We start from the raw sequence: 26,638 nt of genomic DNA on the forward strand, positions 1-26,638 counted from the left end.
TTTGCGTAAATGTTGAACTTACAATTAAACCTTTTGACTCTATTTGGGTCTTACTATTTCTAACCAACCATTTTATGACCAAAATTTATTATTTTCTAATTTTCTCTCTTTTTTGTTATTCGGCAAGTGCCCAGAATGAAATTGTCCTTAAAGGAACCGTTGTTGATATTAATACGCAATTGCCGCTGGAATTAGCAACCGTTTATTTTACAACCGTAAAAGATTCTACTGTAATCGAATATGCTACAACCGATAAAAATGGAGCTTTTAGTATCAAAACTAAAAAATACGATAAGCCTATTTTTCTAAAGGTAAATTATATGGGTTATCAACCCTATTTTGAGGAAGAAAAAGGGCTTCTTGAGAGCAAAGACTTTGGTAAATTGTATTTATTGGAAGCTGCAAATGCTTTAGATAATGTGGTTATAAAAAGTGAAGCTCCGCCCATTACGATTAAAAAAGATACGCTGGAGTTTAATGCCGCTTCTTATAAAGTAAGACCGGATTCGAATGTAGAAACTTTACTGAAACAATTGCCTGGTTTTGATGTAGGTACAGATGGTAAGGTTACTGTAAACGGTCGCGAAGTAAATCAGGTTTTGGTAAACGGAAAAACATTTTTTGATAAAGATGGTGCCATTGCGTTGAAGAATTTACCTGCGGAAATTATCAAAAAAATTCAGGTTTCGGATTTTAAAACCAAGAAAGAAGAACTTTCTAAACAAGAATCAACTTCGGATTATTCGAGTATAAATATCACAATTGACGAAAAGAAAAATAAAGGTTATTTCGGGAAAATTCTTGGTGGATATGGCTCTGATGATCGTTATGAAAGCAGTCTTTTATTGAATTATTTCAATAATAAACAAAAAATAAGTGTTCTCGCTTCGTCAAATAATATCAACTCTACTGGATTTGCGCAAGATGAGGTATTTGATAATATGGGAGGCGGCCGAAATGCGAAAGGCAACAGTGGAGGCGGTGGCAGTTCAGGAAGTGGTAAAGGTATCACGCAGTCGAATTTAGTTGGACTTAATTATTCTGATGACTGGTCAGAAAAATTGATGGCAATGGGAAGTTATAATTTTTCGAATTCGATTAACAATAACGATAGTAAATCTGATCAGGTTAGTTTTTTACCAACCGGAAATATTGCCACTTCATCTGATTCTAAAACAAGAAATGAAAATACAGGAAATAACGTCAATTTTGAATTAGAATATAAAATTGATCCCACAACGAGATTGGTTGTAGTACCAAAATTCAATCAATCCCGTTCGAATAGTAATTCGGCTTCGTCTAGTTTTTCTGAGGATGAAAACGGAGAAGCTTTGAATGAAAGTACCGCTAAATCATATTCAGAAAGTGATAATACTACTTTTGGCAACACGATCAACTTCAATAAAGCTTTTAAGAAAAAGGCCCGTAATTTTAGTGTTGTTTTTGATAATAATAATGCCAAAACAGATGCTGAGGCTTTGAATCTTTCTCAGACTATTTTTTATAAGGATGCTAAGCCAAATGATGATCGTAATCAGAAAAGTAATAACAAAAATACTACTGATAATTATTCTCTTGAACTTGAATATACAGAGCCTGTAACAGATTCATTAAGAATAAGGTTTGGGTCTGATTTTGACTGGAATAAAGATATGAAAGACGTAAAAACATTCGATTTTGATGCTGCATCGCAATCTTATTCTGCTCTAAATGATTCCTTGACGAATTATACGACTTCAAAGCAAAATTCTTTTAGTCCGAAAGTTGGAATTACCTGGCAAAAAAGTAAATATACGGTTAATTTGAATTCGAGAACTTCCATTGTAGAGTTTGATAATCATTCCTTATATCTTAATAACGCAACCGATTTAAACAAGAGATATGCATTGCCATACGGAGATTTTCAGGTTAGGTATAAGTTTAGCCGTTCAAAGAATTTGTCATTCAAATACGATTATTCAAATGCACTTCCTTCAGCGGTTCAATTAATGCCGGTTTTAAATTTAACCAATCCATTAAATACCATTACTGGAAATCCTGATTTAAAGCCTATCGAAAAAAACAGCGCTAATTTTAGTTTTAGAAATTACGATTTCCGTACGCGTTCCGGTTACAGTTTGTATGTAAAAGGAGATTATTATAATAACGATGTGGTTTCGACTTCCATTTATGATGATAGCGGAAAAAGAACTACTACTTATGTAAATATTTCGGGAACTTATATGGCTTCGATTGGCGGAAACTGGAATCAATCAATAAAAAGAGACGCCCATGTTTTACGATATGGTTTTGGGTTAAACGGGAGTTATTCTTTTGATAAAGGTTTTACCAATGCTATTTTATATAATGCAAAATCTACCGCAATAACGCCAAAAGTAAACCTTACTTATGAATACGGAGAACTTCTTATTATTTCGCCATCATATAGTTTGTCGTACAATCAGACTGATTATGAGAATTCTTCAAGAGATGCCAGTTCGAATGTAGTGCACAGAATCAATTTACAAACAACAAGTTACTGGCCGGAAAATTTAATTTTCGGAAATGACTTCGGATATACTTACAATTCCAGTATTTCGAGCAACTTCAAAAAAGATTTTTATTTATGGAACACCAGTTTGTCTTATGGATTTTTTGATAAAAAAGTCTATGCTAAAGTAAAAGTTTACGATGTTTTAAATCAAAACCAAAGTGCTACCAGAACGATTTCGGCAACCTCTATCCGTGATGAAGAGAATACTGTACTGAAACGTTATGTAATGTTCTCTGTAAGTTATAAAATAGGAAATTTTGCAGGTGCTGAAAAAGGAGGGAAGAGAAGACAGAGAATGGATTAATAAAGGTTCAAAGTTATAAAGTGACAGAGGTTCAAAGGTTTTAACGTAGACGCACAGCAGTGCGTCTTTTTTTGCCCAAAGATTTGCTTCGTCTGAGTTTTTTATTGGAATTTGGAATTTTTAGATTGAAATTTTATTTTCTAGATCCTCGGTTTCCTATTTATTCTATGATAAACGGTAAATCTGATAATATCACGATCATAAAAATCAACACCACTGGAACGTCTTTGAAAACTTTTAAGATAGCCTACTTCCAAGCCAATATTTGGATCGAATTGATAACGTAATGCAGCATAAATTCGGTTTTGATCGAAAGTGTTTCTTTTATTGTCTTTTCCAAAATTGAACATCACTTCATCAGAAATGGTTCCTTTTAAGCTTTGTTTTTCTTTTTTCCAAAGATCAAATGTTGCTTGTAATCTGTATCTAAATCGATATGCAAAAGAAAAATCATCCAGTAATTCGGTTTTGTTGGCTTTCTGAATAAAACGTTCTTCGAGCTGGAAACGGTTATGAAAAGTGATTTTGGCAATATCATTGATGAAAGTAGCATCTTGCTGAATTCGGTATTCAGGAACAGAATAATCAGGATCAATGTGAGGGTCTTGTGTGTTCACATTAAAATAAGCAAAACCGCCGCCTAAATCTATGTTTTTATGAATGTGATATCTTCCCTGAATTCTTAGAACAAATAAATTTTCATGAACAGGATTCAAAAAACTCCTGTTGTCAATCTCAGAATGTATGGCCCATTTTTCAGTAACAGGCAAAATATTGTAATATCTTATCCACGTTAAGGTTTGCTGATCTGTCTTTTTCAGACTTTGTGCTGATAAAAGAGGGTTTATTAATCCTGCTAAAAGTAGTAATTTTAGAACTTTCATTCAATCTATATAATTCGAGGTTGCGAATATATACAAATCAGAATAGATGTGTAGAAGAATAAAACTTGTTTTAAATGCAATTTTGTGATTTCATTTCATAAAAAAACGAGATAGATTTAAAAACCTATCTCGTTTCGTGTATGTAAAATTAACTAATTGTGTTACAATGAATATTTCAATGTTACGCCGTAAGTTCTTTGATCACCAATTACACCAGCATATTGTCCTGTGTTTCCACCCGCAGGTAATAATTGTTCGTAGTAATCTTTATTTAAAAGGTTACGTCCCCAGAATTGAACAGATAAACCTTGCGACGCACGGAAACCAATACGTGCATTAAAAATAGCATAACCTGGAACTACTAAAAATTTTGAAGCTGAAGGGCTTGATGAAAATTCAGAACGAGCGTAAGAATCTAAAGCGATGAAAGCTTTTCCTGCGTTTCCGAAGAATTTTGCTTGGTTAGAAAATTCACCACCCAAAGATCCTGCCCATCTTGAAGCACCAGGTAAATCAGTTCCTGAAACATCTTTGAAGGCTACAGGAGCTCCTGTTTCTTCTAAAGGAAGTGGTGCGTTTGTAAATTTAACATATGTACCTTCTGTATACGTAGCAGCACCATTTATAGTCCAATGTTGGTTGATAACAAAGCTTGCATCCAATTCAGCACCTCTTACACGTACTTTATCAGCATTGGCAAGGTATCCACGGTTTACTCCCAATTCAGCTGCCTGAACGTTGGTTTGAAAATCTTTGATCTCTGTATTAAAGAAAGCAAGGTTAAATACTGAATTTCTAAACGGTGAAGTTTTTACACCTATTTCGTAATGGTTTACTTTTTCCGGTTTAATCACGGCAAGATCTAATAAAGGATCACCTTTTGAATCAGTAGGAAGTCCCGCTACGTTTACACCAACCGGTTTATAACTTTTTGCATAAGTAGCGTAAGCATTGATTTTGTCCGAAGCTTTAAAAGTCAATGTTATGTTTCCTGAAAAGTCAGTGTTGTCAGTACTAGAGTCAAATGCCTGATCAGAATAAACTAATTTTTTCAAAGCTAATAATGCCGGATCAGTAGTTTGCAAACCTCCGTATGTTGTACGGGAATAATGAGCGTCTTTTTTGTCAAAATTATATCTCAAACCTGGTAAAACATGCAGGCGATCTGTAATAGCCCAGTCAATTTGGCCAAATACTGCTGCACTTGATGCTCTTATGTTTGCATCAGTTTTAATTCCGTATCCTTCAAAAAGTCCCGGAGTTTTCCATAAAGCGCTGGTTGTACTTTGCGCAAATCTCCACTGTGCATTACCGGATTCTTCGGTACCATCTGTTTGAGAGGTTTGATCGATAAAAAACACCCCTACAACACCGCTAATTTTTTCTGTAAGCTGACCTGCGTAACGAACTTCTTGTGTAAATTGTGTTTGTCTTGTTGGATTTTGAGATAATGCCAATACTTGTAATCCTGTAAAATCCCTGTCATTTGATGGATCCCAGTTCCAAAATCTCCACGCTGTTGTTGAAGTAAGTGTTCCTGAACCAATTTTGGTATCGATGTTAAGGGAAATACCTCCCATATCCTGTCCTGAACGCCATGGCGTATCATGATCTATTTTACGGTCAAAAGCATTTAAGCTTGGCAATTGGTAATTTAAATCTTTAATAATGGCATCAAACTGGCGATAAGCAGCTCTTTGAGTAGGCGCAACACCTGCAACAACTTGTGCGTATCCATCAGGACGTTGCGTTGTAATATCTGCAGCCAATATAATATTAGTATTTACTGTTGGAGTCCAAAGTAACTGACCTCTAATTCCCTGATTGTTTAAAGTGTTTGTAGGTCTTCCTGTAGCAACATTATCAATAAGACCATCACGTTGGGTACCGGAGAAAGATAAACGACCTGCGACTTTTTTTCCTAAAGCTCCTGTAACAGACGCTTTAGCTTGAAGGAAATTATAGTTTCCGTAGCTCACTTCAAAATCAGCTCCTGAAGTAAAACTTGGTTTACGGGTTGTGATGTTAAATGCCCCTGATGTTGTATTTTTTCCAAACAAAGATCCTTGTGGTCCACGTAATACTTCAATTTGTTCTACATCAATAAAATCAAGAGTTGTCGCAGCCGGACGTGCATAATAAACACCGTCTACATAAAAACCAACTCCAGGATCAATTCCGTCATTGGTAAGTCCAAAAGGAGAACCAAGGCTACGAATGTTAATTCCGGTATTTCTAGGGTTAGAAGAATACAATTGTACTGAAGGAACCAATTCTTTAATACGGTTCACGTTAAAAGCGCCTGTTTGTTCTGCTTGTTTACCGGTGATAACAGAGATGGCAATGGGCACATCCTGAACTTTTTCTATTCTGCGTCGTGAAGAAACTACAACTTCTATAAGTTCATTTTCTTCTTTAAGTGTGATTTGTAATGGAGCAGTTGGTAAATCAGTAAGTTCTATTTCGGTAGTTTTGTAACCTACATACTGAACTAAAATTGTTATAGGAAGTTTTCCTTTGCTGTTGATTGTAAATCTTCCTTCGCTGTCTGTAGTGGTATTGGTTGTTGTTCCTTTAACAACAATATTAACAGCTTCAAGTGGTGTGTTTTCGCTGGTTTTAACTACACCTTCAATGTTTTGTGCAAATGATATTGAGAAAATTAAAAAGGATAATAGGGTAAGTATATTTTTTATAGAATTTTTCATTTTATATTAAGTATATGTGATTAGTAGAATTTAAATTAAATTTTTTTTATCAGCACATACACATCATAGATGAATTGTTTTTCACGTTAGTGAATTGAATATTCTGGTTTCTTTGCAAAAGAATTTTTGATACACCTGATCGATTGTAATTTACTTTCATAGGGTTTAAAATTTGTAAATGGTTGTCGGTTTTTTTGCAAATATATGTAAATTCTATAGATTTACTAGGAATTAGAAAATATTTTTTTATTTCTTTACAAGTGAGGCGATTGTTATGCCTTGCATTGCCTTAAGAGTTTCATCCCGAATGATCATTAGACCATGTCTTAGACTGCATTCTTCCTCAGTTTTACAATCTGAGCATGGTTCGTAAAAGTTTAACGAAGCACATGGTAAGAGCGCAATTGCACCATCAAATAAACGGTGAATTTCTGCCAAAGTAATATCGTATTTGGAGCGTATCAAATAATATCCGCCAAATTTCCCTTGCTTACTACTCACAAAACGTCCTCGTTTTAGATCCAATAAAATTTGTTCTAAAAACTTTTTAGGAATATTGGCGCCATCAGCAATTTCTATTGTTCTGGAAATGTGATTTTCGTCTTGTTCTGCTAAATAAAGTAAGGCCTTAAGGGCGTATTTTGCTTTATGTGATAACATCTATATTGAATTATTAATTGTAAATTATAAATTTTTAAAACTGAAAACTGTCACTGCAAACTGTGACTTTGTTTTCTACCAGCCTCCGCTAGAACCTCCTCCGGAGAATCCGCCGCCGCCAAAACCTCCGCCAAAGCCGCCACCGCCGCCAGATGAACCTCCTCCAAAGCCTCCAAAACCGCCTCCGCCACTTCTTCCAAGACTGCTTAAAAGAATTACATCCATCAGACTAGGGCCTCCGCCGCTATTATTGCCTGAATTTCCTCCACCGCCTTTATTTCGTGCCAGTAAAATTAATACAATTACAACAATAACAATGAATGGTAATATCGGAAAATCATTTCCTTTGGCTTGCTTACGTTCGCCTTTAAATTTTCCTTTAAAAACATCAATTATGGCATCTGTTCCTTTGTCAAGACCATTATAAAAACTTCCGGCTTTAAATTCCGGGATAATAATATTTCTGATTATGGTTCCGCCAATTCCTGCAGTCAAACGATCTTCAACTCCGTATCCGGGATTAATGGCAATTTTTCTTTCGGCTTTAGCCAATAAAATAATGACACCATTATCATCTTGCTTTGTTCCTCCAATTCCCCAGGTTTGTCCCCATTTTGTAGCCAGCTGACTCACATCTTCGCCTTTTAAGCTTTCGATTGTAATGACTACGATTTGAGTTGTGGTAGAATCTGAGTAGCGAATTAACTTTTCTTCCAGTTGTGTTTTTTCAGAAGCGCTTAAAATATTCGCATAATCATAAACTGAAGTCTGCAAAGTTGGTTTTTCCGGAATTGTAAATTGTGCAAAAATACAATTGGTGGTAAAAAAAGCGATGAACAAAAAGGTAAACTGAAAAAGTCCTTTTGAATGAGATATTTTGTTTTTGGAAAATTTCATTATTTATCCTTTTGAGATTTCGTTTGATAATTCATTACTGTCGCCTTCAACCCAAGGAAAGTGTTTTTTTAATTGTTCACCGGCATTCAAAATACCATCAACAATACCTTGTTTAAAGTTTCCTAACTTAAATTGGCTAATCATGGCATCTTTGGTACAATCCCAAAAATCTGCTGCAACAAGATCGTTTATGCCTTTGTCTCCGCAAATAGCAAATGTTTTATCTGCTACGGCAAAGTAAAATAAAACCCCGTTTTGTTGCTGGGTTTCATTCATTTTTAATTCATGAAAAACTTCCAAAGCCCTGTCAAAAGGCACTTTGGAAGTTGTTTGTTCTATATGTACTCTAATTTCGCCAGAAGTATTTTTTTCAGCCACGCGAATAGCTTCAACAATGTTTAATTCTTCTTCTTTGGATAAAAAATCTTCTACTTTTGACATGGGAGTATTTTAGAGTTTAGATTGTTGATTTTAGATTTTTTGACTAAACCTTAGTTTCTAAGAAGTCTATTAATCTTATAATCTGGTTTTTAGAATTTTACTTCAACTGGTTTCTCAGCTCCTGCAACAGCTTCAAAATATGGTTTCTCTTTGTAGCTTAAGAACCAGCTGTTTGGAATTGCAAGTACATAACCATTGTAATCTTGAACAGCTTCGTTAAAACGAGTTCTTGCTGTTAAAATTTGGTTTTCTGTACTAGCCAGTTCATCCTGTAATTTTAGGAAATTTTCATTTGCTTTTAGTGTTGGATATTGTTCAACAGAAACCAATAATCTTGATAATGATGAAGATACTCCACTTTGAGCCTGATTGTATTGAGCCAATTGCTCAGGAGTTACGTTGCTTGGATCAATAGTTACCGAAGTAGCTTTTGCACGAGCTTCGATTACAGCTGTCAAAGTTGATTTTTCAAAATCTGCTGCACCTTTTACCGTGTTCACTAAATTTCCAATAAGATCATTTCTTCTTTGGTAAGTTGTACTCACATTTCCCCATTCTTTATTAACGGCCTGATTTTTTTGCAAACCAGTATTTTTTATTCCAATTGACCAAAAAGCAATAATAGCAATTAGTACTACTATAATTCCTACGGGGATTAACCATTTTTTCATATTCGTTTTAATTTAAGTTTATTTCTATTTTTAATTACAATTCGTTTTTGATTTCGTTCAATTGTGTTTTTATGGTCTCTAATTTACGTATTATTTCGAATTTATCTAATGTTTTCTTTTGACCCTCTTTCAGGTGTGTTCTGGCGCCATCTAAGGTAAAACCTCTTTCTTTAACCAAATGATAAATCAGTTGCAGGTTGGTAATATCTTCAGGCGTAAACATTCTATTGCCTTTAGCGTTCTTTTTAGGTTTTAAAATATCGAATTCGCTATCCCAAAACCGTATCAATGATGCATTGACATTAAAGGCTTTGGCCACTTCGCCAATGCTATAATACCTTTTATCTTTTGAAAGCTCAATATGCATGTTTGTTTAATTTTCTATTTTAATTTCAAAAATACTACTTTTTCAAGGATTAATCTAATGACTGATTTTCCTGATTGGCCATTTGCGAAATTGCAACGTATTCTGCAGCCGAAATATTTCCGTAATAAAAATTCAAAGGGTTCACGACTTTTCCGTCTTTATGCACTTCATAGTGACAATGTGGCCCTTCAGATCTTCCTGTACTTCCTACATATCCAATAACATCTCCACGTTTGACATGTTGTCCGGCTCTGCAATTGTATTTGCTTAAATGCGCATACAAACTTTCATATCCAAAACCATGCCTGATCACAACATGATTTCCAAACCCCGAAGCAGAGGCATCAGCTCTTTCCACAACGCCGTCGCCTGTGGCATAAACGGGTGAGCCTGTATTGGCGGTGAAATCCATTCCGTTATGCATTTTTCGCACTTTCGTGAAAGGGTCAGTTCTGTAACCAAAACCGGAAGCCATTCGTTTTAAATTTTCATTCCTGACAGGCTGAATGGCAGGAATTGCCAATAATAAATTTCCTTTTGTACTCGCCAATTTCAAAATTTCATCTAATGATTTCGACTGAATAGCCAATTCTTTTGATAATCTGTCAATTCTTTTTGTGGTGTTTAATACCAGTTGCGAATTGTTGTAACCTTCTAAATCTCTGTAACGTTTAGGATCTCTAAAACCTGCTTTCCTGATAGAATCCGGAATTTCGGTTTTATTAAAATAAACCCTGTATATATTGTTGTCCCTGTTTTCTAATGCCTCAGTTACATCATCAATTTCATCCATTTTTTTGTTTAAAATCGCATATTGCAATTTCAAATTCTCGATTTCACGTGCTTGTAAACGATCTTTTGGGGTTTCAAAATAAGGGGTATTAATTAATAGTACAAAAACTAAAAAACCAAATAACGCGGAAGCCAGCAAAAACAGTAATGCGTAACCGATTTTGATTCTTTTTCTGGTTTTTATTTTCGTATAAGCCAGATTTTCTGAGTCGTAATAATATTTTACTTTCGCCATATTTTAAAATACCCTATTTTTGCAGCTTGTAAAATAAGTTAGTCGAACAAATTTAATAAATGTTTCATTTGTTCCCAGCTTTTTTTCAAGAATAAAATAGAATTAGATAATGTGTCAATTTGATAATTAGATAATGTTTTTAGCGCGGAATTTATTGTTTTGAGCGGTAAATTTCTAATTAAAAAACAACATTAACATATTTTCAGACGAAGTAAATTATCTAATTGACACATTATCAAATTATCACATTTCTAATTATAACATGAAATCACAAGACGTACGTAAACAATTTCTAGACTTTTTTAAAAGCAACGGGCACTTAATCGTTCCTTCTGCTCCAATCGTTCTTAAGGACGATCCAACTCTTATGTTCAATAACTCGGGAATGGCCCAGTTTAAAGAATATTTTTTAGGAAACGGAACGCCAAAAAGTAAAAGAATAGCCGATACGCAAAAATGTCTTCGTGTTTCAGGAAAACATAATGATCTTGAAGATGTAGGTTTTGATACTTATCATCATACTATGTTTGAGATGTTGGGTAACTGGTCTTTTGGAGATTATTTCAAAAAAGAGGCCATCAACTGGGCATGGCAATTATTGACAGAAGTGTATAAAATTCCAAAAGAAAATCTTTATGTTTCTGTTTTTGAAGGAAGCAAAGAAGATAATGTTCCTTTCGATCAGGAAGCGTGGGATATCTGGAAAACTTTAATCGACGAAGACCGAATTATCCTTGGAAACAAGAAAGATAATTTCTGGGAAATGGGAGATCAGGGACCATGCGGACCTTGTTCTGAAATTCACGTTGATTTACGTCCGGAAGCTGAAAAAGCTTTGGTTTCAGGAAAAAGTCTTGTAAATAATGATCACCCGCAAGTTGTTGAAATCTGGAATAATGTATTCATGGAATTCAACCGTAAAGCTGATGGATCTCTTGAAAAACTTCCTGCACAACACGTTGATACCGGAATGGGCTTTGAGCGTTTGTGTATGGCTTTGCAAGGAAAAACATCCAATTACGATACAGATGTTTTTACACCACTTATCGAAAAAGTAGAACAAATTACAGGTTTAAAATATACATCTGATGAAATTAAAAACATCAGTGAAGAACAAAATAAAACGAATATTGCTATTCGAGTAGTGGTAGATCATGTTCGTGCCGTTGCCTTTGCAATTGCTGACGGACAGTTGCCATCAAATACCGGAGCTGGTTATGTAATTCGTAGAATTTTACGTCGTGCCATTCGTTACGGATTTACATTTTTAGGTACAAAAGAACCTTTTATCAATAAATTGGTAGAAGTTCTGGCAAACCAAATGGGAGAATTTTTCCCTGAGATTAAATCACAACAACAATTAGTTACCAATGTAATTCGCGAAGAAGAAGCTTCTTTCTTGAGAACTCTTGATCAGGGATTACAATTGTTGGATAACGTAATTGCACAGACTTCTGGTTCAGAAGTTTCTGGGGCTAAGGTTTTTGAATTGTATGATACATTTGGTTTTCCAAAAGATTTGACAGCTCTAATTCTAAAAGAAAAAGGCTTCTCCTATAATGAAGAAGAATTTGAAGTTGAATTGCAAAAACAAAAAACACGTTCTCGTGCTGCATCTGAAGTTTCTACAGAAGATTGGTCTGTTTTGATTCCTGGAAATGTGGAAACATTCGTTGGTTATGATAAAATAGAAAACGAAGTAAAAATCACCAGAATTAGAAAAGTAGATTCTAAGAAAGACGGAATTCTATACCAAATCGTTTTAGATAATACGCCATTTTATCCTGAAGGCGGAGGACAAGTTGGTGATAAAGGAACTTTGGTTTCTGCAAATGAAACGATCGAGATCATCGACACTAAAAAAGAAAACAATTTGATATTGCATTTTGCAAAGCAATTGCCGGAAAATATTGAAGCCGGTTTTGTAGCAAAAGTAAATAACGATTTAAGAGGTTCAACTTCTAAAAATCACTCGGCTACGCATTTAATGCATTTGGCTTTGAGAAACCTTTTAGGAACTCACGTAGAGCAAAAAGGTTCATTAGTGAATCCGAACTATTTACGTTTTGACTTTTCGCATTTTTCTAAAGTTTCAGAGGATGAATTACGTCAGGTTGAAGCAAGTGTAAATCAGCAAATTGAAGCACAATTGCAATTAGTAGAACACAGAAATATTCCGATTAAAGAAGCATTAGATAAAGGTGCAATGGCTTTATTTGGAGAAAAATATGGCGATAATGTTCGAATGATTGAATTTGGAGAAAGTAAAGAACTTTGCGGTGGAATTCACGTAAAAAACACGGCAGAAATCTGGCATTTCAAAATCATTTCTGAAGGTGCAGTAGCAGCTGGAATTCGTCGTATTGAGGCAATTACAGGTGATGCAGTAAAAGACTTCTATCAAAATCAGGAGAATACTTTATCTGAAATAAAAGAAACATTAAAAAATCCACAGGATATTTTAAAATCAGTAGCTTCTTTACAGGATGATAATGCGAAACTGAAAAAGCAAGTAGAGCAATTACTAAAAGAAAAAATAGGCGCTTTAAAATCTGAATTAGAGAAAGATTTTCAAGAAATAAACGGCGTAAATTTCCTTTCCAAACAAGTAGATTTAAGCATGGCTTCTACGAAAGATTTAGCTTCTGCTTTAGGAAGTTCAAAAGCTGATTCTTTCGTGTTTTTAGCTTCTGTAGAAGATGGTTTGCCAAATATTCATTGTTATATCGCTAAAGAATTGGTTGCTTCGAAAAGCTTAAATGCAAATGCAGTGATCAAAGAATTAGGAAAATATATTGAAGGAAATGGAGGAGGGCAGCCTTTCTTCGCTTCTGGAAAAGGTAAAAATGCAAGTGGAATTGCAGAGGCTTTGTCTCACGCAATTGATTTTGTGAAATAAAGGTGTTAAGATGCTAAGGAACTAAGGTTCTAAGTTTTTATAATATTCAAAAGTAAAGCCGAAAGATTTTTAAGATCTTTCGGCTTTTGTATTTTTTGCCACAGCTAAAGGATTAAAAATGATTCTTTCTCATTGTATGTCATTTCGACGAAGGAGAAATCCTCGCGAGAAGCTCGACAAAGATTGGATTTTGATTGCGGAGTTACTTGTGAGGATTTCTCCTTCGTCGAAATGACAAATATTACGTTTAATCAATTATTCTAATAAAAAAACTTAGCAACTTAGCGGCACAATATCTTAGAATCTTCGTCTACTTACGCTCGCCAATTTGCTGACGCCACATAGCGTAATACAACCCTTTCTCCACGATCAAATCCTCATGTTTACCGGATTCGATAATTTTACCTTGTTCCAGTACAAATATTTTATCAGCGTGCATTACAGTAGATAATCTGTGTGCGATTAAAACCGTGATTCTGTTTTGGTCCGATATATTTCTGATTGTAGCATTAATTTCTTCTTCGGTAATCGAATCCAGAGCAGAAGTAGCTTCATCAAAAATCAATAGATTCGGATTTCTTAAAATAGCTCTTGCGATAGACAAACGCTGTTTTTCACCACCCGAAACTTTAATTCCGCCTTCGCCAATTGTCGTATTCAAACCATCTTCAGCACGATTAAGAAGTTTTTCGCAACTTGCTCTTTTTAAGGCATCATATAGATCTTCGTCTGTTGCATTGGGTCTTACAAACAATAAGTTTTCACGAATCGTTCCCGAGAATAATTGCGCATCCTGAGTTACGAATCCCAATTGTTTTCTTAGATCAAGCAAGTCAATTTCAGTAGAGTCAATTTCGTTATACAATACCTGACCTTCGGCTGGCGTATACAATCCCACTAATAATTTTACCAAAGTGGTTTTTCCGGATCCGGAAGGGCCAACAAAAGCAACAGTTTCCCCTTGTTTAATTTCAAAATTAATATTTTCAACCGCTTTGAATTTCGCCGTTTTATGCTGAAAACTTACATTGCTAAAAAGCAAAGACTGAATCGCTCCAACATGTTTAGGCGTTTTTGGGCGAAATTCTTTTGGAGCACTTAATAAAGTTTTGAAGTTTTCCATCGAAACTTTCGTTTCATTCAAAGCAATAATAAAATTCCCTAATTCCTGCAAAGGTCCAAAGATGAAAAAAGTAAAAAATACCATCGTCAATAAATCACCAACAATTATTTTTTGTCCAAATAAGAAATAATACAAAGTAAAAACAACACAAGTTCTTAAAAAGTGAACCGTTGTGCCCTGAATAAAACTCAAACTTCTGATAAAACGAATTTTCTCCAGTTCAAGTTGCAGGATTTTAAAGGTGTTTAAATTTAAACGTTTTTCTTCCTGATACGTTAATCCAAGACTTTTTACCAATTCGATATTTCGTAAACTTTCAGTTGTAGAACCCGCTAAAGCATTGGTTTGATTAACAATTTTTCGTGAAACAATCTTTATTTTTTTACCTAAATACGAACTGATTAAAGCGATAATTGGTGCTGTAATCAAAAAGATGATCGAAATACGATAATCAATTCGGGCAACGTAAACAATAACAAATATGAACCCGATAATAGTTTGAAAAATTAAAGAAATCGAAAGCGTAATCAATTTTTCAGAATCAGAACGTACTTTCGTTAATTTACTTAAAGTTTCTCCACTTCGCTGATCTTCGAATTCAGCATACGGCAAATCAAGCGATTTTTTGATTCCATCAGTATACATTTGTGCTCCGGTTCTCTGAATTACAACATTGGTAAAATAATCCTGAAAGTTTTTGGTGATTCTGGAAATCATGGCAGCACCAAGCGATAGTCCCAGCCAAAAGGATAAAGATTTTATAAAACCAATTTCGTTTCCTTCATATTTATGAAGGCCAACTCCGCAGTCCTGCATTAATTTACCGGTAATAATAGAGTCTGACAAGCTGAAACAGATGTTTATAGAGGCCATAATCAAAGCAAAAAGCAACAGCATTTTGTGTTTGATTATATAAGAATATAATAATTTCATGTGTGAGTTTAAATTTATTGAAGATGCAAAAGTAATGAATAGTTTGGCTTTGTAGGGATGATTAATAGTTTAAAAAACTATTAAATATATTAAGTTCTTACTCTTTAATTTAATTTTGAAATAATATTTATTATTTATAATTGTGAAATATTCGATTAATTAGGGATTTTGAAATTAAAAAGCCAACTAAAAAATTTATAGTTGGCTTTTTTGTAGTTCGCATTTATTTATTATATTCTTATAACTTACCTGATTTGGAAGACCATTTTGCAGTTCCATTGTATATTAATACAAGATTACCATCATCTTGTAATTCCAATTCTGCTCCCGGAAATTCTGAAGTATTACTGGTCCAAGTGGTATGTTCTGGTGCCATAGAAGAAGACCTCCTGCCTTTTATTATAATGTTTCCATTTTTTTCTAAATAGCAAGAGGATTTATTGCTGTAGGCTTGATTTCCAACTTCCCATATTGAAGTATTATTTGTAAGATCGATAATTATAAGAGTGCCATGACTAAAATTTACTAAGTATCTACCATTGGGAGATTTTATAGGTTTTGTCCAAGGAATGAAATCAATTCTCTCTCCGGATTCTACAATTGATCTTATCGGAAATGGATACCATTTATTTATAGAGACCATGTCTGTCATTGATAACTGGGTATTCTCCTTTACACCGATGCCATTAATTGTAAGGGAAGCGGGTATATAATAATGCATAATTGAAAGAGGATCATATTCGCTATAGTTAGTATAACTTGCTTTATTGATTACATTTCGGTCGGTATCTTCTTTTGACCAACCCATTATATCGTCATAATATTTATATACCTTTGGAAAATCCCACTTAATATTTGCACTAGGATTTTTTGTCTCATGATGCAGACCTAGCGCATGTCCAAATTCATGTAGTATAGTTCCTCGATGGCTGGCATCATCAATAACAGGGCCTAAGCGCATCGATGGTGTCTTCTGATAAGTACTATAAAGAGGGCTTCCAAGCAGTAATTGCGCTCCTAATTCAGACCACGCTCCTGGCTTGCCCATAATAATGGCAATTCTAATATGGGCATCTTGATCTTTAGGGACATATTCAAAATTTAGATTTGCATAATTTGTCCATTCAGCTACGCACTTTTTTACGATTTCATGTTCAGCATCACTACCGTCTAGGAATTTAATTTTTATGGTTTGGCCGGTTTTCCAACGTGGCGAATCGAGAATTACCGATCCTGGTTTTGAGGTTGAAAAAGGATAATTGTTTATGAGGTCAAAAGTACACATGTTTATTTCTTCTTCAAGAGGCAATAATTGTGGTTGAATTTTTTCATCATTATTATCACACGATAATAAAATTAGTGTAAGACAAGTTAATAATAATTTAAGTTTTTTCATGGTTTGTTTATTAATTAAATTAATTTGTAATTTAATAATTAAATTATTACAATTCTAGTTTGGAAGTTTAATGTGTCTTATACTAATATAAATAAGACTTTTAGTAGTACATATTTTTTGTCAATGGTTCTCTTTGTATGATGATTTTAAATAAAATATTATGAAAAGATTTTTAGTTATTTTTTTTATCTTCTTTATTTAATATTTTATCATGCTGATATTTAAGATGATAGTTTGATTTTACAAAAAAAGATAATACTAAAAAAATATTAAAAATCGATTGCAAGGAGTTATCACAACTATAAATTATGACAGGAATAAAATTGTAAAGGTGTTAAATAAAAATCTTAAGATTAATTATGAATGTAATAAAATAACAAAGAAATAAGACAATATTTAACCGGAGGAAAGGAGTCAAAATACTACGAAGCCAAGTATAATTATCTAAATGATAAGTTGCACAAGGTTGACTTATTTAATAATGATGTAGAAAGTAAATATAATAATGGTACAATTAAAAAGCAAATTTAGTGTCTTAATAAATGATATTGGATCAAAAAAAATGCTGAATATATACTTATTGTAGTGAATAGTAATATTGTTAAAGTAGAACATAATTGGGAGGAGATAAAAGTGATCTTGTTACTACTTCTGTTTATGAATATGATTTAAATAATAATATGTTTAAAAATATTAGATGTTTAAATTTACTGTTAGATCAGGCTGATTTTCTTAATGAATTAAATATTCTTCAAGTAGTAATCTAACTTTTCATAAAGCTATTATAAAGCAGGGATCGTCATCAAATATTCAATTTGAGCCCTACTCTAATATGAATACAAAAAAAAGTTACCCGTTTAAAAAATAACTTACAATTAGACTGGAGCAATAATAGAGATTTTGGAATATACGTACTAATTTACAAATACATTTGTACTTGAATAAAAACCAAATACTTTCTGTATTTGGTTTTTTTATTGCTGAAAATTCGTGAAATTCGTGTTTAAATAAAAAGCCATGCAATTTAGAACCCAAATACCCATTTCTAAAGCCAACAATCCAATCGATTATAATTCGAAGATCATTTCTATTGGTTCCTGTTTTGCGGAAAATATGGCAGAGAAATTCGATTATTTTAAATTTCAAAACGAAACCAATCCGTTTGGGATTATTTTTAATTCTGTTTCGATCGAAAAAATAATCAGCAGAATCATTAAGAAAGAATTTTATACAGAAAAAGATATTTTCTTTTATAACGAGCGCTGGCATAGTTATGAAGTACATTCGGATCTAAGTAATTCAGACCGACAAGAATTATTGGAAACGTTGAATAAAGCGATTTCGGAAACCTATAAAAACTTAAAAGAAGCCACCCATATTATCATAACTTACGGGACTTCCTGGATTTACAGAAACACAGAAAGCGATCAAATTGTAGCCAATTGTCATAAAGTACCTCAAAAACAATTCTCAAAAGAATTATTATCGGTTGAAGTAATTCAAAAAAGCATTCAAAATACGATAGATTTAATTCAGGTTTTAAATCCAGACATCAACTTCATTTTTACGGTTTCGCCTGTACGACATATGAAAGATGGTTTTGCAGAAAATCAATTGAGCAAATCGCATCTGTTTGCGGGACTTCATCAAGTTTTAAAAACTCATAACTCAGAATTCATAACTCATAACTATTTCCCTTCTTACGAAATCATGATGGATGAACTTCGTGATTATCGTTTTTATGCTGAGGATATGTTGCATCCTAATCAGGTAGCAATCGATTATATCTGGCATAAATTCAGTGAAAACTATATTTCAGAAGATAGTATTTCGACCATGCAGGAAGTTTCAGAAATACAAAAAAGCCTTCGCCATCGCAGCTTCAATCCAGACTCAGAACAACATCAGAAATTCTTAGCTAAACTACAACAGAAGATAAGTAGTATTCAGGAAAAATGGGCGCACATTAAATTTTAAAGTTAATTTTTCTTTGTGTCTTAGCGCCTTCGTGGCATATTCAAAAGTAAGAAAATAATTATTTGTGTGTAAAATTTTAGAATAATTGCGTGTAATTATGTAAATTGTTAAAGTTTAAAATTCTCATTTTTGTAAACTGTATAAATACAGCTTTATAATAACGCAACTTTAATCTAATCGTGTTTTATTGACGTATGAATAAGAAACCCATTCATTTTCTTAAAAAAACACTACGTATACTTTTATGGTGCGTGGTTACTATCATTGCACTTTTATTACTTTTAATTGTTTTAATTCAGGTTCCTTCTATCCAAAATTATGCGAAGGACAAAGCGATTACCTATCTTCATAATAAAATTAAAACCAAAGTTTCATTAGATCATATTTCGATTAAATTCCCGAAAGATGTAGTTCTTGAAGGTTTTTATTTTGAAGATCAAAAAAAAGATACTTTACTGGCAGGTAAACGTTTAGAAGTCGATGTTGATTTATTTAAATTAGTAAGCAGCGAATTAGAAATCAATTCAGTTTCGCTTGAAAATGTCACGGCCAATATTTCAAGAAATAAAGCCGGCGTTTTTAATTTCGATTACATCATAAAAGCATTTGAATCTAAAGAACCGAAAGTAGAAGATCCGGATGCTAAACCATTCAAAATATCAGTTGTAAAAGTGAATCTGGATAATGTCAAATTCAATTTTAAAGATGATTTTTCTAAGAATGATGTCAAGGTCAATCTAACCCATTTTGATACCAAATTCCAGGAATTCGATTTAGATAAAATGAATTTTGATATTCCGAACATTAAATTAGACGGATTAAAATTGGTTTTAGATCAGGATGCTGTAGAAAAAATTGCAGAAGTTTCTGTAGAAACCGTTGATACTATTTCGAAAAGAAAAGATTTTAATTTGAAATTAGGCAAAATCAGTTTGTCTAAAATTGATATTGCGTACGATAATAAAGATTCAAAATTAGATTCAGGGATAAAACTCGGTAATCTTGATTTATCGGTAAACAAAATAGATCTGAACAATCAGCTTTTAGATTTCGATACTTTCGAACTTAAAAATTTAAAAGGAAACCTAAGATTAGGAACAAAAGACAAACAAATTAAAACGCCCAGTTTAGATTCAACTGCTATTAAACAAGCAGGATGGAAGGTAAAACTGAACGATATCGATATACAGGATGTTGCTTTCAAATTTGATGATATGCAATCGAAACCAGTCTTAAAAGGAATTGATTACAGTCATTTGGATTTGAATAAACTAAATCTTAAAGCAGAAAAATTATATTACGGAAACGATACTATCTCCGGAAATATAAAAGCTTTAACTGCAAATGATAAAAGCGGATTACAGATTCAGTCTTTAAAAACCAATTTCTTTTACGGACCTAAAAATGCGTATTTGAATGATTTGTATTTAAAAACGCCTCAAACTTTACTTCAAAATAAAGTTAAAGTGCAGTATTCTTCGATTGCCACGATTTCTAAAGATTTAGGAAATCTTTCTCTGGATGCAAATCTAAATCAGTCGAAAATTGGATTCAAAGATATTTTACTTTTCGTTCCGGATTTACAAAAGACAAATCCGTTTAAAAGCAATCCAAATGCAATTTTGTATGTGAATACACGCTTAAACGGAAAAATAAAAGACCTGAATATCCCGCAATTCGAAATGAGCGGAATAGGATCTACAAAAGTTTCCCTTTCGGGGAAAATAAAAGGATTGCCGGATGCTCAAAAAGCTTATTACGATCTGGATATCAAGAAAGTATCAAGTACTTCTAAAGATATTTATTCGTTTGTGCCAACAGGAACAATTCCTAAGAATATTCAGCTGCCTTCACAATTGAATTTACAGGGAAAATTTAAAGGTTCTGTTCAAAATTTCAAAACCAATCTGGCTTTAAACAGTAGTTTCGGAAATGCGAAAGTCGATGGTTTATTTGATCAGCGCGTTAAGAAAAAAGAGAAATACGACGCAACGGTTTATTTATTGAATTTCGATGTAGGAAGATTAATCAAAAACGATTCAATTGGGAAAATTACGCTTAAAGCGAAAGTTAAAGGAAATGGTTTAGACCCAAAAACCGCTCGTGCACAATTTGACGGATTGGTTCAGAAAGCTGTTTTCAATAGATATACTTATAAAGATTTAGCATTAAAAGGAAATATTGCCAATGGATCATTTGCTGTAAAATCAGGAATGAAAGATCCTAATTTGCATTTTGATCTGGTAGCAAACGGAGATACAAAAGATAAATATCCGTCGATAAAATTAAAATTAAATCTGGATATCGCCGATTTAGAGAAACTGAATCTTCATGCCGGACCAATGAAACTGCGTGGTAATATCGATGCAGATATTGCCAACAGTAATCCTGATTTTCTGAACGGAAAAGTGTTTCTCTCAAACGTTCAGGTTTTGCAAGCCGCAGAACCAATTGTTCTGGATTCTATGCGCATAATTGCTTTTGCTGATAATACGCGAAATAATATTAAGATATCTTCTCAGTTCTTAAAAGCCGAAGTAGATGGAAAATACAAACTGACGACATTAGCATCTGCCATAAAAAAATCATTATCGAAATACATCGATTTAAAAAATCCGAAAGTAAACGGAGAATCAGATGAGCAGCGTTTGGCCTTTACTTTAAAAATAGATAATGATCCGATACTTTTTAAACTGGTTCCCAAATTGACAGGTTTAGAACCTATCAACATTACAGGGAAATACAATAACGTAACAGATTCATTAGAAGTAAAAGGAACCATCCCAAGAATTGTATATGCGGATAATACTATTGCTGACGGAAAAATAAATATAGAAGCCAAAGAAAATGCTTTGGAATATATGGTTTCTGTAGCAACAATTGAAAGTGGTTCTTTAAAAATTCCGTTTACGAGTTTATCAGGAAAAGTAGAAAATAATCTTCTGACGTATGCCCTTGAAGTAAAAGATGTAAAAGACAAACAACAGTATTTTATCGCCGGAGAATTTAAAACAGAAGATTCTAAAAATATTTTTAAAATCGATGCAGAAAATTTTATACTGAATTACGATAAATGGAATATTGATCCTGAAAATGTCATTGAATTTGGAGGCAAAAGATTGTATATCAATAAATTTTATTTAGCCAATTCAGGTAATGAATTAAAAATACAATCTCAGGGAGAGCAGGATAATGCGCCATTAAAAGTTGAATTTGTAAATTTCAAAATTGAGACGATTATGAACATCGTCAAAAAAGATGAAATTTTGATGCAAGGTTTGATTAATGGAAATGCAGTGGTCGAAAATGTAATGACCAAACCTACTTTTACATCAGATTTAAAAGTAGATCAGTTTGCTTTTAGAGGAGAACCTGTTGGTGATATTACGATAAAAGTAGATAACAAAACGAATAATTTACTGGCAGCAAATGTTACGGTTACCGGACAGGATAATGATGTAAACCTGAACGGAAATTATAAAATTGATGACGGAAATCTTGATTTTGACCTGAATTTAAAGAAACTGAATATCAAAAGTATTCAGGGTTTCAGTATGGGTAATATAAAGGAAGGCACAGGATATTTAGCAGGAAATTTCAAAATTACCGGAAATGCAAGTGCGCCAAAAGTAAATGGAGAACTGAATTTTAAAGAAACAGGTTTCAGAGTGACGAAACTGAATTCATTCTTTAAAACCCAAAACGAAAAAATCACGCTTCAGAATGATGTAATTACGTTTGATAAATTTACTTTTCATGATGAAAATGACAATGAATTAACGATCAACGGAACTATAAAATCAGCGGATTATACTAACTTCGATTTCGGATTAACAGTTGTTGCAGATGATTTTAGAGCGATACATTCTAAAGAAGTGGATAACGATTTGTTTTACGGAGATTTGATTTTAGATACGAAACTAAATATTAAAGGAACCCTTGCAAATCCGGTTATTGGCGGAAACATCAACATCAACAAAGACACTAAATTTACGGTTGTTTTACCACAATCAGATCCTTCGATTGCAGATCGTGAGGGTATTGTAGAGTTTGTTGATGAAGATAATATGTATCTGAAACAAACTATCGCAATGGAAAATCAGTTAAATCAATCTCAGCTGATTGGTATGGATGTGAGCGTTGAAATTGCAATCGACAAGGAAGCCGAACTGACATTGGTGATCGACAAAGGAAACGGGGATTACCTGAACCTAAAAGGCGAGGCACAGTTAACTGGAGGAATTGATCCTTCAGGTAAAACAACCTTAACCGGTAAATACGAGTTTTCTGAAGGAGCATACGAAATGAATTTCAACATGATCCGACGAAAATTTGATATTCAAAAAGGAAGTTCGATTACCTGGAACGGAGAACCAACCATGGCTAGTCTGAATATTACAGCTATTTATAAAGTAGAAACAGCGCCTATAGATTTACTTGGGAATCAATTGCCTACAGACAATCCGACGGTTAGAAACACTTACAAGCAAAAAATTCCGTTTCAGACATTATTGAAAATGAATGGCGAACTTTTAAAACCGGAAATTACTTTTGATATCGTACTTCCGGACGGAAATTATGATGTTTCTACAGATGTGGTATCGCTTACGCAAACAAAACTAGAGCAATTACGACAAGAACCGGCAGAATTAAACAAACAGGTTTTTGCGTTATTATTATTGAATAGATTCATAGGAGAGAATCCGTTTGCAAGCGAAAGCGGCGGAACCAGTGCAGAATCCTTAGCGAGACAAAGTGTGAGTAAAATACTTTCGCAACAATTAAATGATCTGGCAGGAGAATTAATTACCGGAGTGCAGCTTGAATTTGACTTAGAATCAACAGATGATTATACCACAGGAACGAGAGAAAACAGAACCGACTTAAATGTTGGGGTTTCTAAAAAACTGTTAAACGACAGGTTAAAAGTAACCGTAGGAAGCAGTTTTGCAGTTGAAGGACAGGAACGCGCCAATGAAGAAAGCACTAACATTGCGGGCGATGTAGCTTTAGATTATCAGCTTACAAAGGACGGACGTTATATGGTTCGTGCTTATCGAAAAAATGAATATCAGGTTGCGGTAGAAGGGCAGGTGGTTGAGACCGGAGTTGCTTTTATCATTACCATGAGCTACAATAAATTCAGAGAGCTTTTTCATCGTAGTGCAGCAGAAAAGGAAATGATAAAAGAAGAAAAATTGCGCAACGAAAAAAGAAAACAGAAAGAAAAAGAAGAGAAGAAAAAAGAAGAAAACGAAGAAAATAAAATTGAAGGAAATGAGCAAAAGACATAGCAATATGAACATTCGATATGTAAAGTATTTTATAGCGCTATCCTTATTTTTTGTTTTTGGATGCAGCAATACAAAATATTTGCCCGAAGGAGATTTATTGTACACAGGAGGTTCTGTTACAGTAAAAGATTCTATTATAAAAAAGAAAGACAGAAAAGCACTGGAGAATGAACTGGAAGACTTATTACGTCCAAAACCCAACAAACAATTTTTAGGATTACGCCCTAAATTATGGATTTACAATATTGCCGGTCAACCCAAAAAACAAAAAGGAATTCGATATTGGCTGCGTACTAAAGTTGGCGAACCGCCTGTACTTTTTAGTAAAGTCGATTTAGATTATAATGCATCGGTTTTACGAAATTTTACTGAAAATCGCGGTTATTTTAAAACCCGTGTCAGTGCAGATTCGACTGTAAGTAACAAAAGAGTAACAGCAGAATATACCGTTACGCCCAAAAAACAATACATTATAAAAAGTGTAATTTTTCCGGATGATTCTCTGGCGATGTCAAGAATAATAGGAAGATCGAGCCGAAGAAGTTTATTGAAAGTTGGAAAGCCCTATGATCTGGATATTATAAAAGCAGAAAGAGAAAGAATAGATGCAAGGCTTAAAGAAAAAGGATACTATTACTTTAATCCCGATTATATTCTGGCTCAGGTAGACAGCAGTAAAGGCGATCATGAAGTAAAGATAAGACTGGTAATAAAAGCCGATGCACCGCCAAAAGCCTTGACCGCGTATAAGATTAATAAAATTGTAGTATATCCTAATTTTACAGTTTCAAAAGACAGTGTAAAGTACACTCAGAAAGATATTCTTCAATACAAGGATTTTACCATTATTGATACGGCAAATACGTTTAAGCCCAGAGTTTTTGACAGGGCCATTTATTTCAAAAAAGGAGATTTGTACAACAGGAAAGATCATAATCTTACTTTGAACCGTTTCGTAAATCTGGGGACTTTTAGCTTTGTGAAAAATGAATTTAAACCATCAGACAGTATAAAAAATGCGTTAGATTCTTATTATTACTTAACGCTTTTGCCTAAGAAATTTATTCGTGTAGAAGTTTTAGGAAAAACAAATTCAGCAAGTTATACAGGAACAGAAGTGAATGTAAACTGGAACAACCGAAACTTGTTTCGTGGTGCAGAATTGCTTACAGTATCTGTTTTTGGAGGAGCTGATTTTCAGCTTTCAGGAACCAATAACGGAAAAAATATATACAAACTGGGAACAGAAACCAGTTTGACATGGCCTAGATTTATTGTTCCGTTTTTTCATGTCGAAGGCAATAGCGAATATGTACCTAGAACCAAAGCAACGGTGCGATACGAATATCAAAACCGAACGCAATTGTACGCGTTGAATTCCTTTAAAACCTCTTTTGGTTATCAATGGAAAGAGAATGTTAGAAAAGAGCATCAATTGAATATCATTGATGTTACGTATGTAAGCCCAAATAATGTAACTGCAGAATATCGCCAGGATATTGAAGAAGATGCATCTTTAGGAAGAGTTATCGAGAAGCAATTGATTTTTGGTCCAACGTATTCGTATACATATACCAATACGATGCAAAAACGTAAAAAAAATACTTTCTATTTTAATGGAGAATTAGATTTGGCAGGAAACATTACAGGCTTGGCAACGGGTGCAAATGTCAGAAAGAACGATACGATAAAAATCTTCGATGTTCCGTTCAGTCAGTTTGTAAAATTGAAAGCTGATTTCAGGCATTATTTAAAATTAAGCAAGGAAAGTGAATGGGCGAGCAGGATCATTATTGGTGCCGGACTTCCGTACGGAAATTCGGGTGTATTACCAACATCAAAGCAATTTGTAGTAGGAGGAACCAATAGTATTCGTGCCTTTAGAGCCAGATCTCTTGGACCGGGAAGTTATGTAAATACGATAACAGACAATTCATATTTGCCGGATCAGTCCGGAGATTTAAAACTGGAATTTAGTACAGAATATAGAGCAAAACTTTTTAGTATCGTTCGCGGAGCCTTGTTTGTAGACGCAGGAAATGTTTGGTTGCTAAACGCTGATCCAAATAAGCCTGGCGGACAAATTACCAAAGATTTTATGAAAGATATTGCCGTTGGTGCCGGAGCCGGATTGCGTTTTGATTTATCTTTCCTGGTATTAAGAACCGATTTAGCTTTTCCATTGCGAAGACCTGATTTACCAGATGGTCAAAGATGGGTTATCGATGATATTAATTTTGGAAGCGGGCCGTGGAGAAAAGACAATCTAATTTTAAATATCGCAATTGGATATCCGTTCTAAATTTTTTTGGTGCGATCTTTTTTTTTGCCACGAATTTCACGAATTTACACTAATACTTTGCGTATACTATTCAATTTCACGAATTTTAAAGTAACTTCATTAATAAATTTTAGACAAAGCATTAGTGAAAATTTGTGAAATTCGTGGCGAAAAAACTTAGTAAGAAAAAAAACTTTTAGCCTCTTAGAAAAAAGAAGTAAATTGGTCTAATAAAATAATAGA

The 26,638-nt window shown here is 33.7% G+C and carries 15 protein-coding genes; 5 read left to right on the forward strand and 10 right to left on the reverse strand.

The annotated features are described in order from the left end of the window. Positions 1-74 precede the first annotated feature (74 nt). Entirely contained in the window at positions 75-2,837 is a 2,763-nt protein-coding gene (locus tag B0M43_RS09675) for an outer membrane beta-barrel protein (protein WP_078008528.1), read from the forward strand. A gap of 140 nt (positions 2,838-2,977) precedes the next feature. Here the strand turns inward: B0M43_RS09675 and B0M43_RS09680 are convergent, their stop codons facing one another. The 8 genes from B0M43_RS09680 to B0M43_RS09715 all read right to left on the reverse strand — a co-directional run bounded on the left by B0M43_RS09680 (position 2,978) and on the right by B0M43_RS09715 (position 10,492). Continuing rightward, a complete protein-coding gene (locus B0M43_RS09680) occupies positions 2,978-3,721 on the reverse strand; it encodes a DUF2490 domain-containing protein (protein WP_078008527.1) in 744 nt (247 codons plus the stop codon). Between the two features lie 161 nt (positions 3,722-3,882). Then, on the reverse strand, positions 3,883-6,429 hold the full coding sequence (locus B0M43_RS09685; protein WP_078008526.1) for a TonB-dependent receptor: 2,547 nt from the start codon (positions 6,427-6,429) through the stop codon (positions 3,883-3,885). 246 nt (positions 6,430-6,675) lie between these two features. Further along, positions 6,676-7,089, reverse strand: coding sequence for an Rrf2 family transcriptional regulator (locus tag B0M43_RS09690; RefSeq protein WP_065448305.1), 414 nt, complete (start codon positions 7,087-7,089; stop codon positions 6,676-6,678). A 75-nt stretch (positions 7,090-7,164) separates the two neighbouring features. Further along, positions 7,165-7,986 carry a YgcG family protein gene (locus B0M43_RS09695; protein ID WP_078008525.1) on the reverse strand — a complete coding sequence of 274 codons (822 nt, stop codon included), beginning with the start codon at positions 7,984-7,986 and terminating at the stop codon, positions 7,165-7,167. A 3-nt stretch (positions 7,987-7,989) separates the two neighbouring features. Next, positions 7,990-8,427 (reverse strand): TPM domain-containing protein, encoded by a 438-nt coding sequence (locus B0M43_RS09700; RefSeq protein WP_078008524.1) that lies wholly within the window; start codon positions 8,425-8,427, stop codon positions 7,990-7,992. Between the two features lie 89 nt (positions 8,428-8,516). Then, complete coding sequence (locus B0M43_RS09705; protein ID WP_078008523.1) at positions 8,517-9,098, reverse strand: LemA family protein; 582 nt, start codon at positions 9,096-9,098, stop codon at positions 8,517-8,519. Between the two features lie 34 nt (positions 9,099-9,132). Further along, positions 9,133-9,465, reverse strand: coding sequence for a MerR family transcriptional regulator (locus tag B0M43_RS09710; protein ID WP_055094707.1), 333 nt, complete (start codon positions 9,463-9,465; stop codon positions 9,133-9,135). Between the two features lie 49 nt (positions 9,466-9,514). After that, the gene (locus B0M43_RS09715; protein WP_078008522.1) at positions 9,515-10,492 is read right to left on the reverse strand and encodes a peptidoglycan DD-metalloendopeptidase family protein; all 978 of its coding nucleotides are present in this window, start codon (positions 10,490-10,492) and stop codon (positions 9,515-9,517) included. Positions 10,493-10,754: 262 nt separating this feature from the next. Here B0M43_RS09715 and alaS point away from each other — a divergent pair, with 262 nt between their 5' ends. Continuing rightward, a complete protein-coding gene (gene alaS, locus B0M43_RS09720) occupies positions 10,755-13,391 on the forward strand; it encodes an alanine--tRNA ligase (RefSeq protein ID WP_078008521.1) in 2,637 nt (878 codons plus the stop codon). Between the two features lie 310 nt (positions 13,392-13,701). Here alaS and B0M43_RS09725 read toward each other — a convergent pair whose 3' ends face one another. Together B0M43_RS09725 and B0M43_RS09730 are read right to left on the reverse strand one after the other, a co-directional pair. Beyond that, a complete protein-coding gene (locus B0M43_RS09725) occupies positions 13,702-15,447 on the reverse strand; it encodes an ABC transporter ATP-binding protein (protein ID WP_065448311.1) in 1,746 nt (581 codons plus the stop codon). 238 nt (positions 15,448-15,685) lie between these two features. After that, complete coding sequence (locus B0M43_RS09730; RefSeq protein ID WP_078008520.1) at positions 15,686-16,843, reverse strand: M12 family metallopeptidase; 1,158 nt, start codon at positions 16,841-16,843, stop codon at positions 15,686-15,688. Positions 16,844-17,860: 1,017 nt separating this feature from the next. Between B0M43_RS09730 and B0M43_RS09735 the strand changes: the two genes are divergently transcribed. The 3 genes from B0M43_RS09735 (at position 17,861) to B0M43_RS09745 (ending at position 26,416) form a co-directional block, all read left to right on the forward strand. After that, the gene (locus tag B0M43_RS09735) at positions 17,861-18,820 is read left to right on the forward strand and encodes a GSCFA domain-containing protein (protein ID WP_078008519.1); all 960 of its coding nucleotides are present in this window, start codon (positions 17,861-17,863) and stop codon (positions 18,818-18,820) included. A gap of 194 nt (positions 18,821-19,014) precedes the next feature. Then, entirely contained in the window at positions 19,015-24,114 is a 5,100-nt protein-coding gene (locus B0M43_RS09740) for a translocation/assembly module TamB (protein ID WP_078008518.1), read from the forward strand. Then, entirely contained in the window at positions 24,098-26,416 is a 2,319-nt protein-coding gene (locus B0M43_RS09745) for a BamA/TamA family outer membrane protein (RefSeq protein ID WP_078008517.1), read from the forward strand. The genes B0M43_RS09740 and B0M43_RS09745 overlap by 17 nt, the downstream gene beginning before the upstream one ends. Positions 26,417-26,638: the final 222 nt, after the last annotated feature.

It is taken from the genome of Flavobacterium sp. KBS0721 (assembly GCF_002007065.3).
Taxonomy (GTDB): domain Bacteria; phylum Bacteroidota; class Bacteroidia; order Flavobacteriales; family Flavobacteriaceae; genus Flavobacterium; species Flavobacterium piscis.

Bases quoted from the DNA above. Each gene is read 5' to 3' on its own strand.
- B0M43_RS09695 (WP_078008525.1), bottom strand. From the start codon at position 7,986: ATGAAATTTTCCAAAAACAAAATATCTCATTCAAAAGGACTTTTTCAG.
- B0M43_RS09685 (WP_078008526.1), bottom strand. From the start codon at position 6,429: ATGAAAAATTCTATAAAAAATATACTTACCCTATTATCCTTTTTAATT.
- B0M43_RS09740 (WP_078008518.1), top strand. From the start codon at position 19,015: ATGAATAAGAAACCCATTCATTTTCTTAAAAAAACACTACGTATACTT.
- B0M43_RS09690 (WP_065448305.1), bottom strand. From the start codon at position 7,089: ATGTTATCACATAAAGCAAAATACGCCCTTAAGGCCTTACTTTATTTA.
- B0M43_RS09745 (WP_078008517.1), top strand. From the start codon at position 24,098: ATGAGCAAAAGACATAGCAATATGAACATTCGATATGTAAAGTATTTT.
- B0M43_RS09675 (WP_078008528.1), top strand. From the start codon at position 75: ATGACCAAAATTTATTATTTTCTAATTTTCTCTCTTTTTTGTTATTCG.
- B0M43_RS09710 (WP_055094707.1), bottom strand. From the start codon at position 9,465: ATGCATATTGAGCTTTCAAAAGATAAAAGGTATTATAGCATTGGCGAA.
- B0M43_RS09680 (WP_078008527.1), bottom strand. From the start codon at position 3,721: ATGAAAGTTCTAAAATTACTACTTTTAGCAGGATTAATAAACCCTCTT.
- alaS (WP_078008521.1), top strand. From the start codon at position 10,755: ATGAAATCACAAGACGTACGTAAACAATTTCTAGACTTTTTTAAAAGC.
- B0M43_RS09705 (WP_078008523.1), bottom strand. From the start codon at position 9,098: ATGAAAAAATGGTTAATCCCCGTAGGAATTATAGTAGTACTAATTGCT.
- B0M43_RS09730 (WP_078008520.1), bottom strand. From the start codon at position 16,843: ATGAAAAAACTTAAATTATTATTAACTTGTCTTACACTAATTTTATTA.
- B0M43_RS09715 (WP_078008522.1), bottom strand. From the start codon at position 10,492: ATGGCGAAAGTAAAATATTATTACGACTCAGAAAATCTGGCTTATACG.
- B0M43_RS09700 (WP_078008524.1), bottom strand. From the start codon at position 8,427: ATGTCAAAAGTAGAAGATTTTTTATCCAAAGAAGAAGAATTAAACATT.
- B0M43_RS09725 (WP_065448311.1), bottom strand. From the start codon at position 15,447: ATGAAATTATTATATTCTTATATAATCAAACACAAAATGCTGTTGCTT.
- B0M43_RS09735 (WP_078008519.1), top strand. From the start codon at position 17,861: ATGCAATTTAGAACCCAAATACCCATTTCTAAAGCCAACAATCCAATC.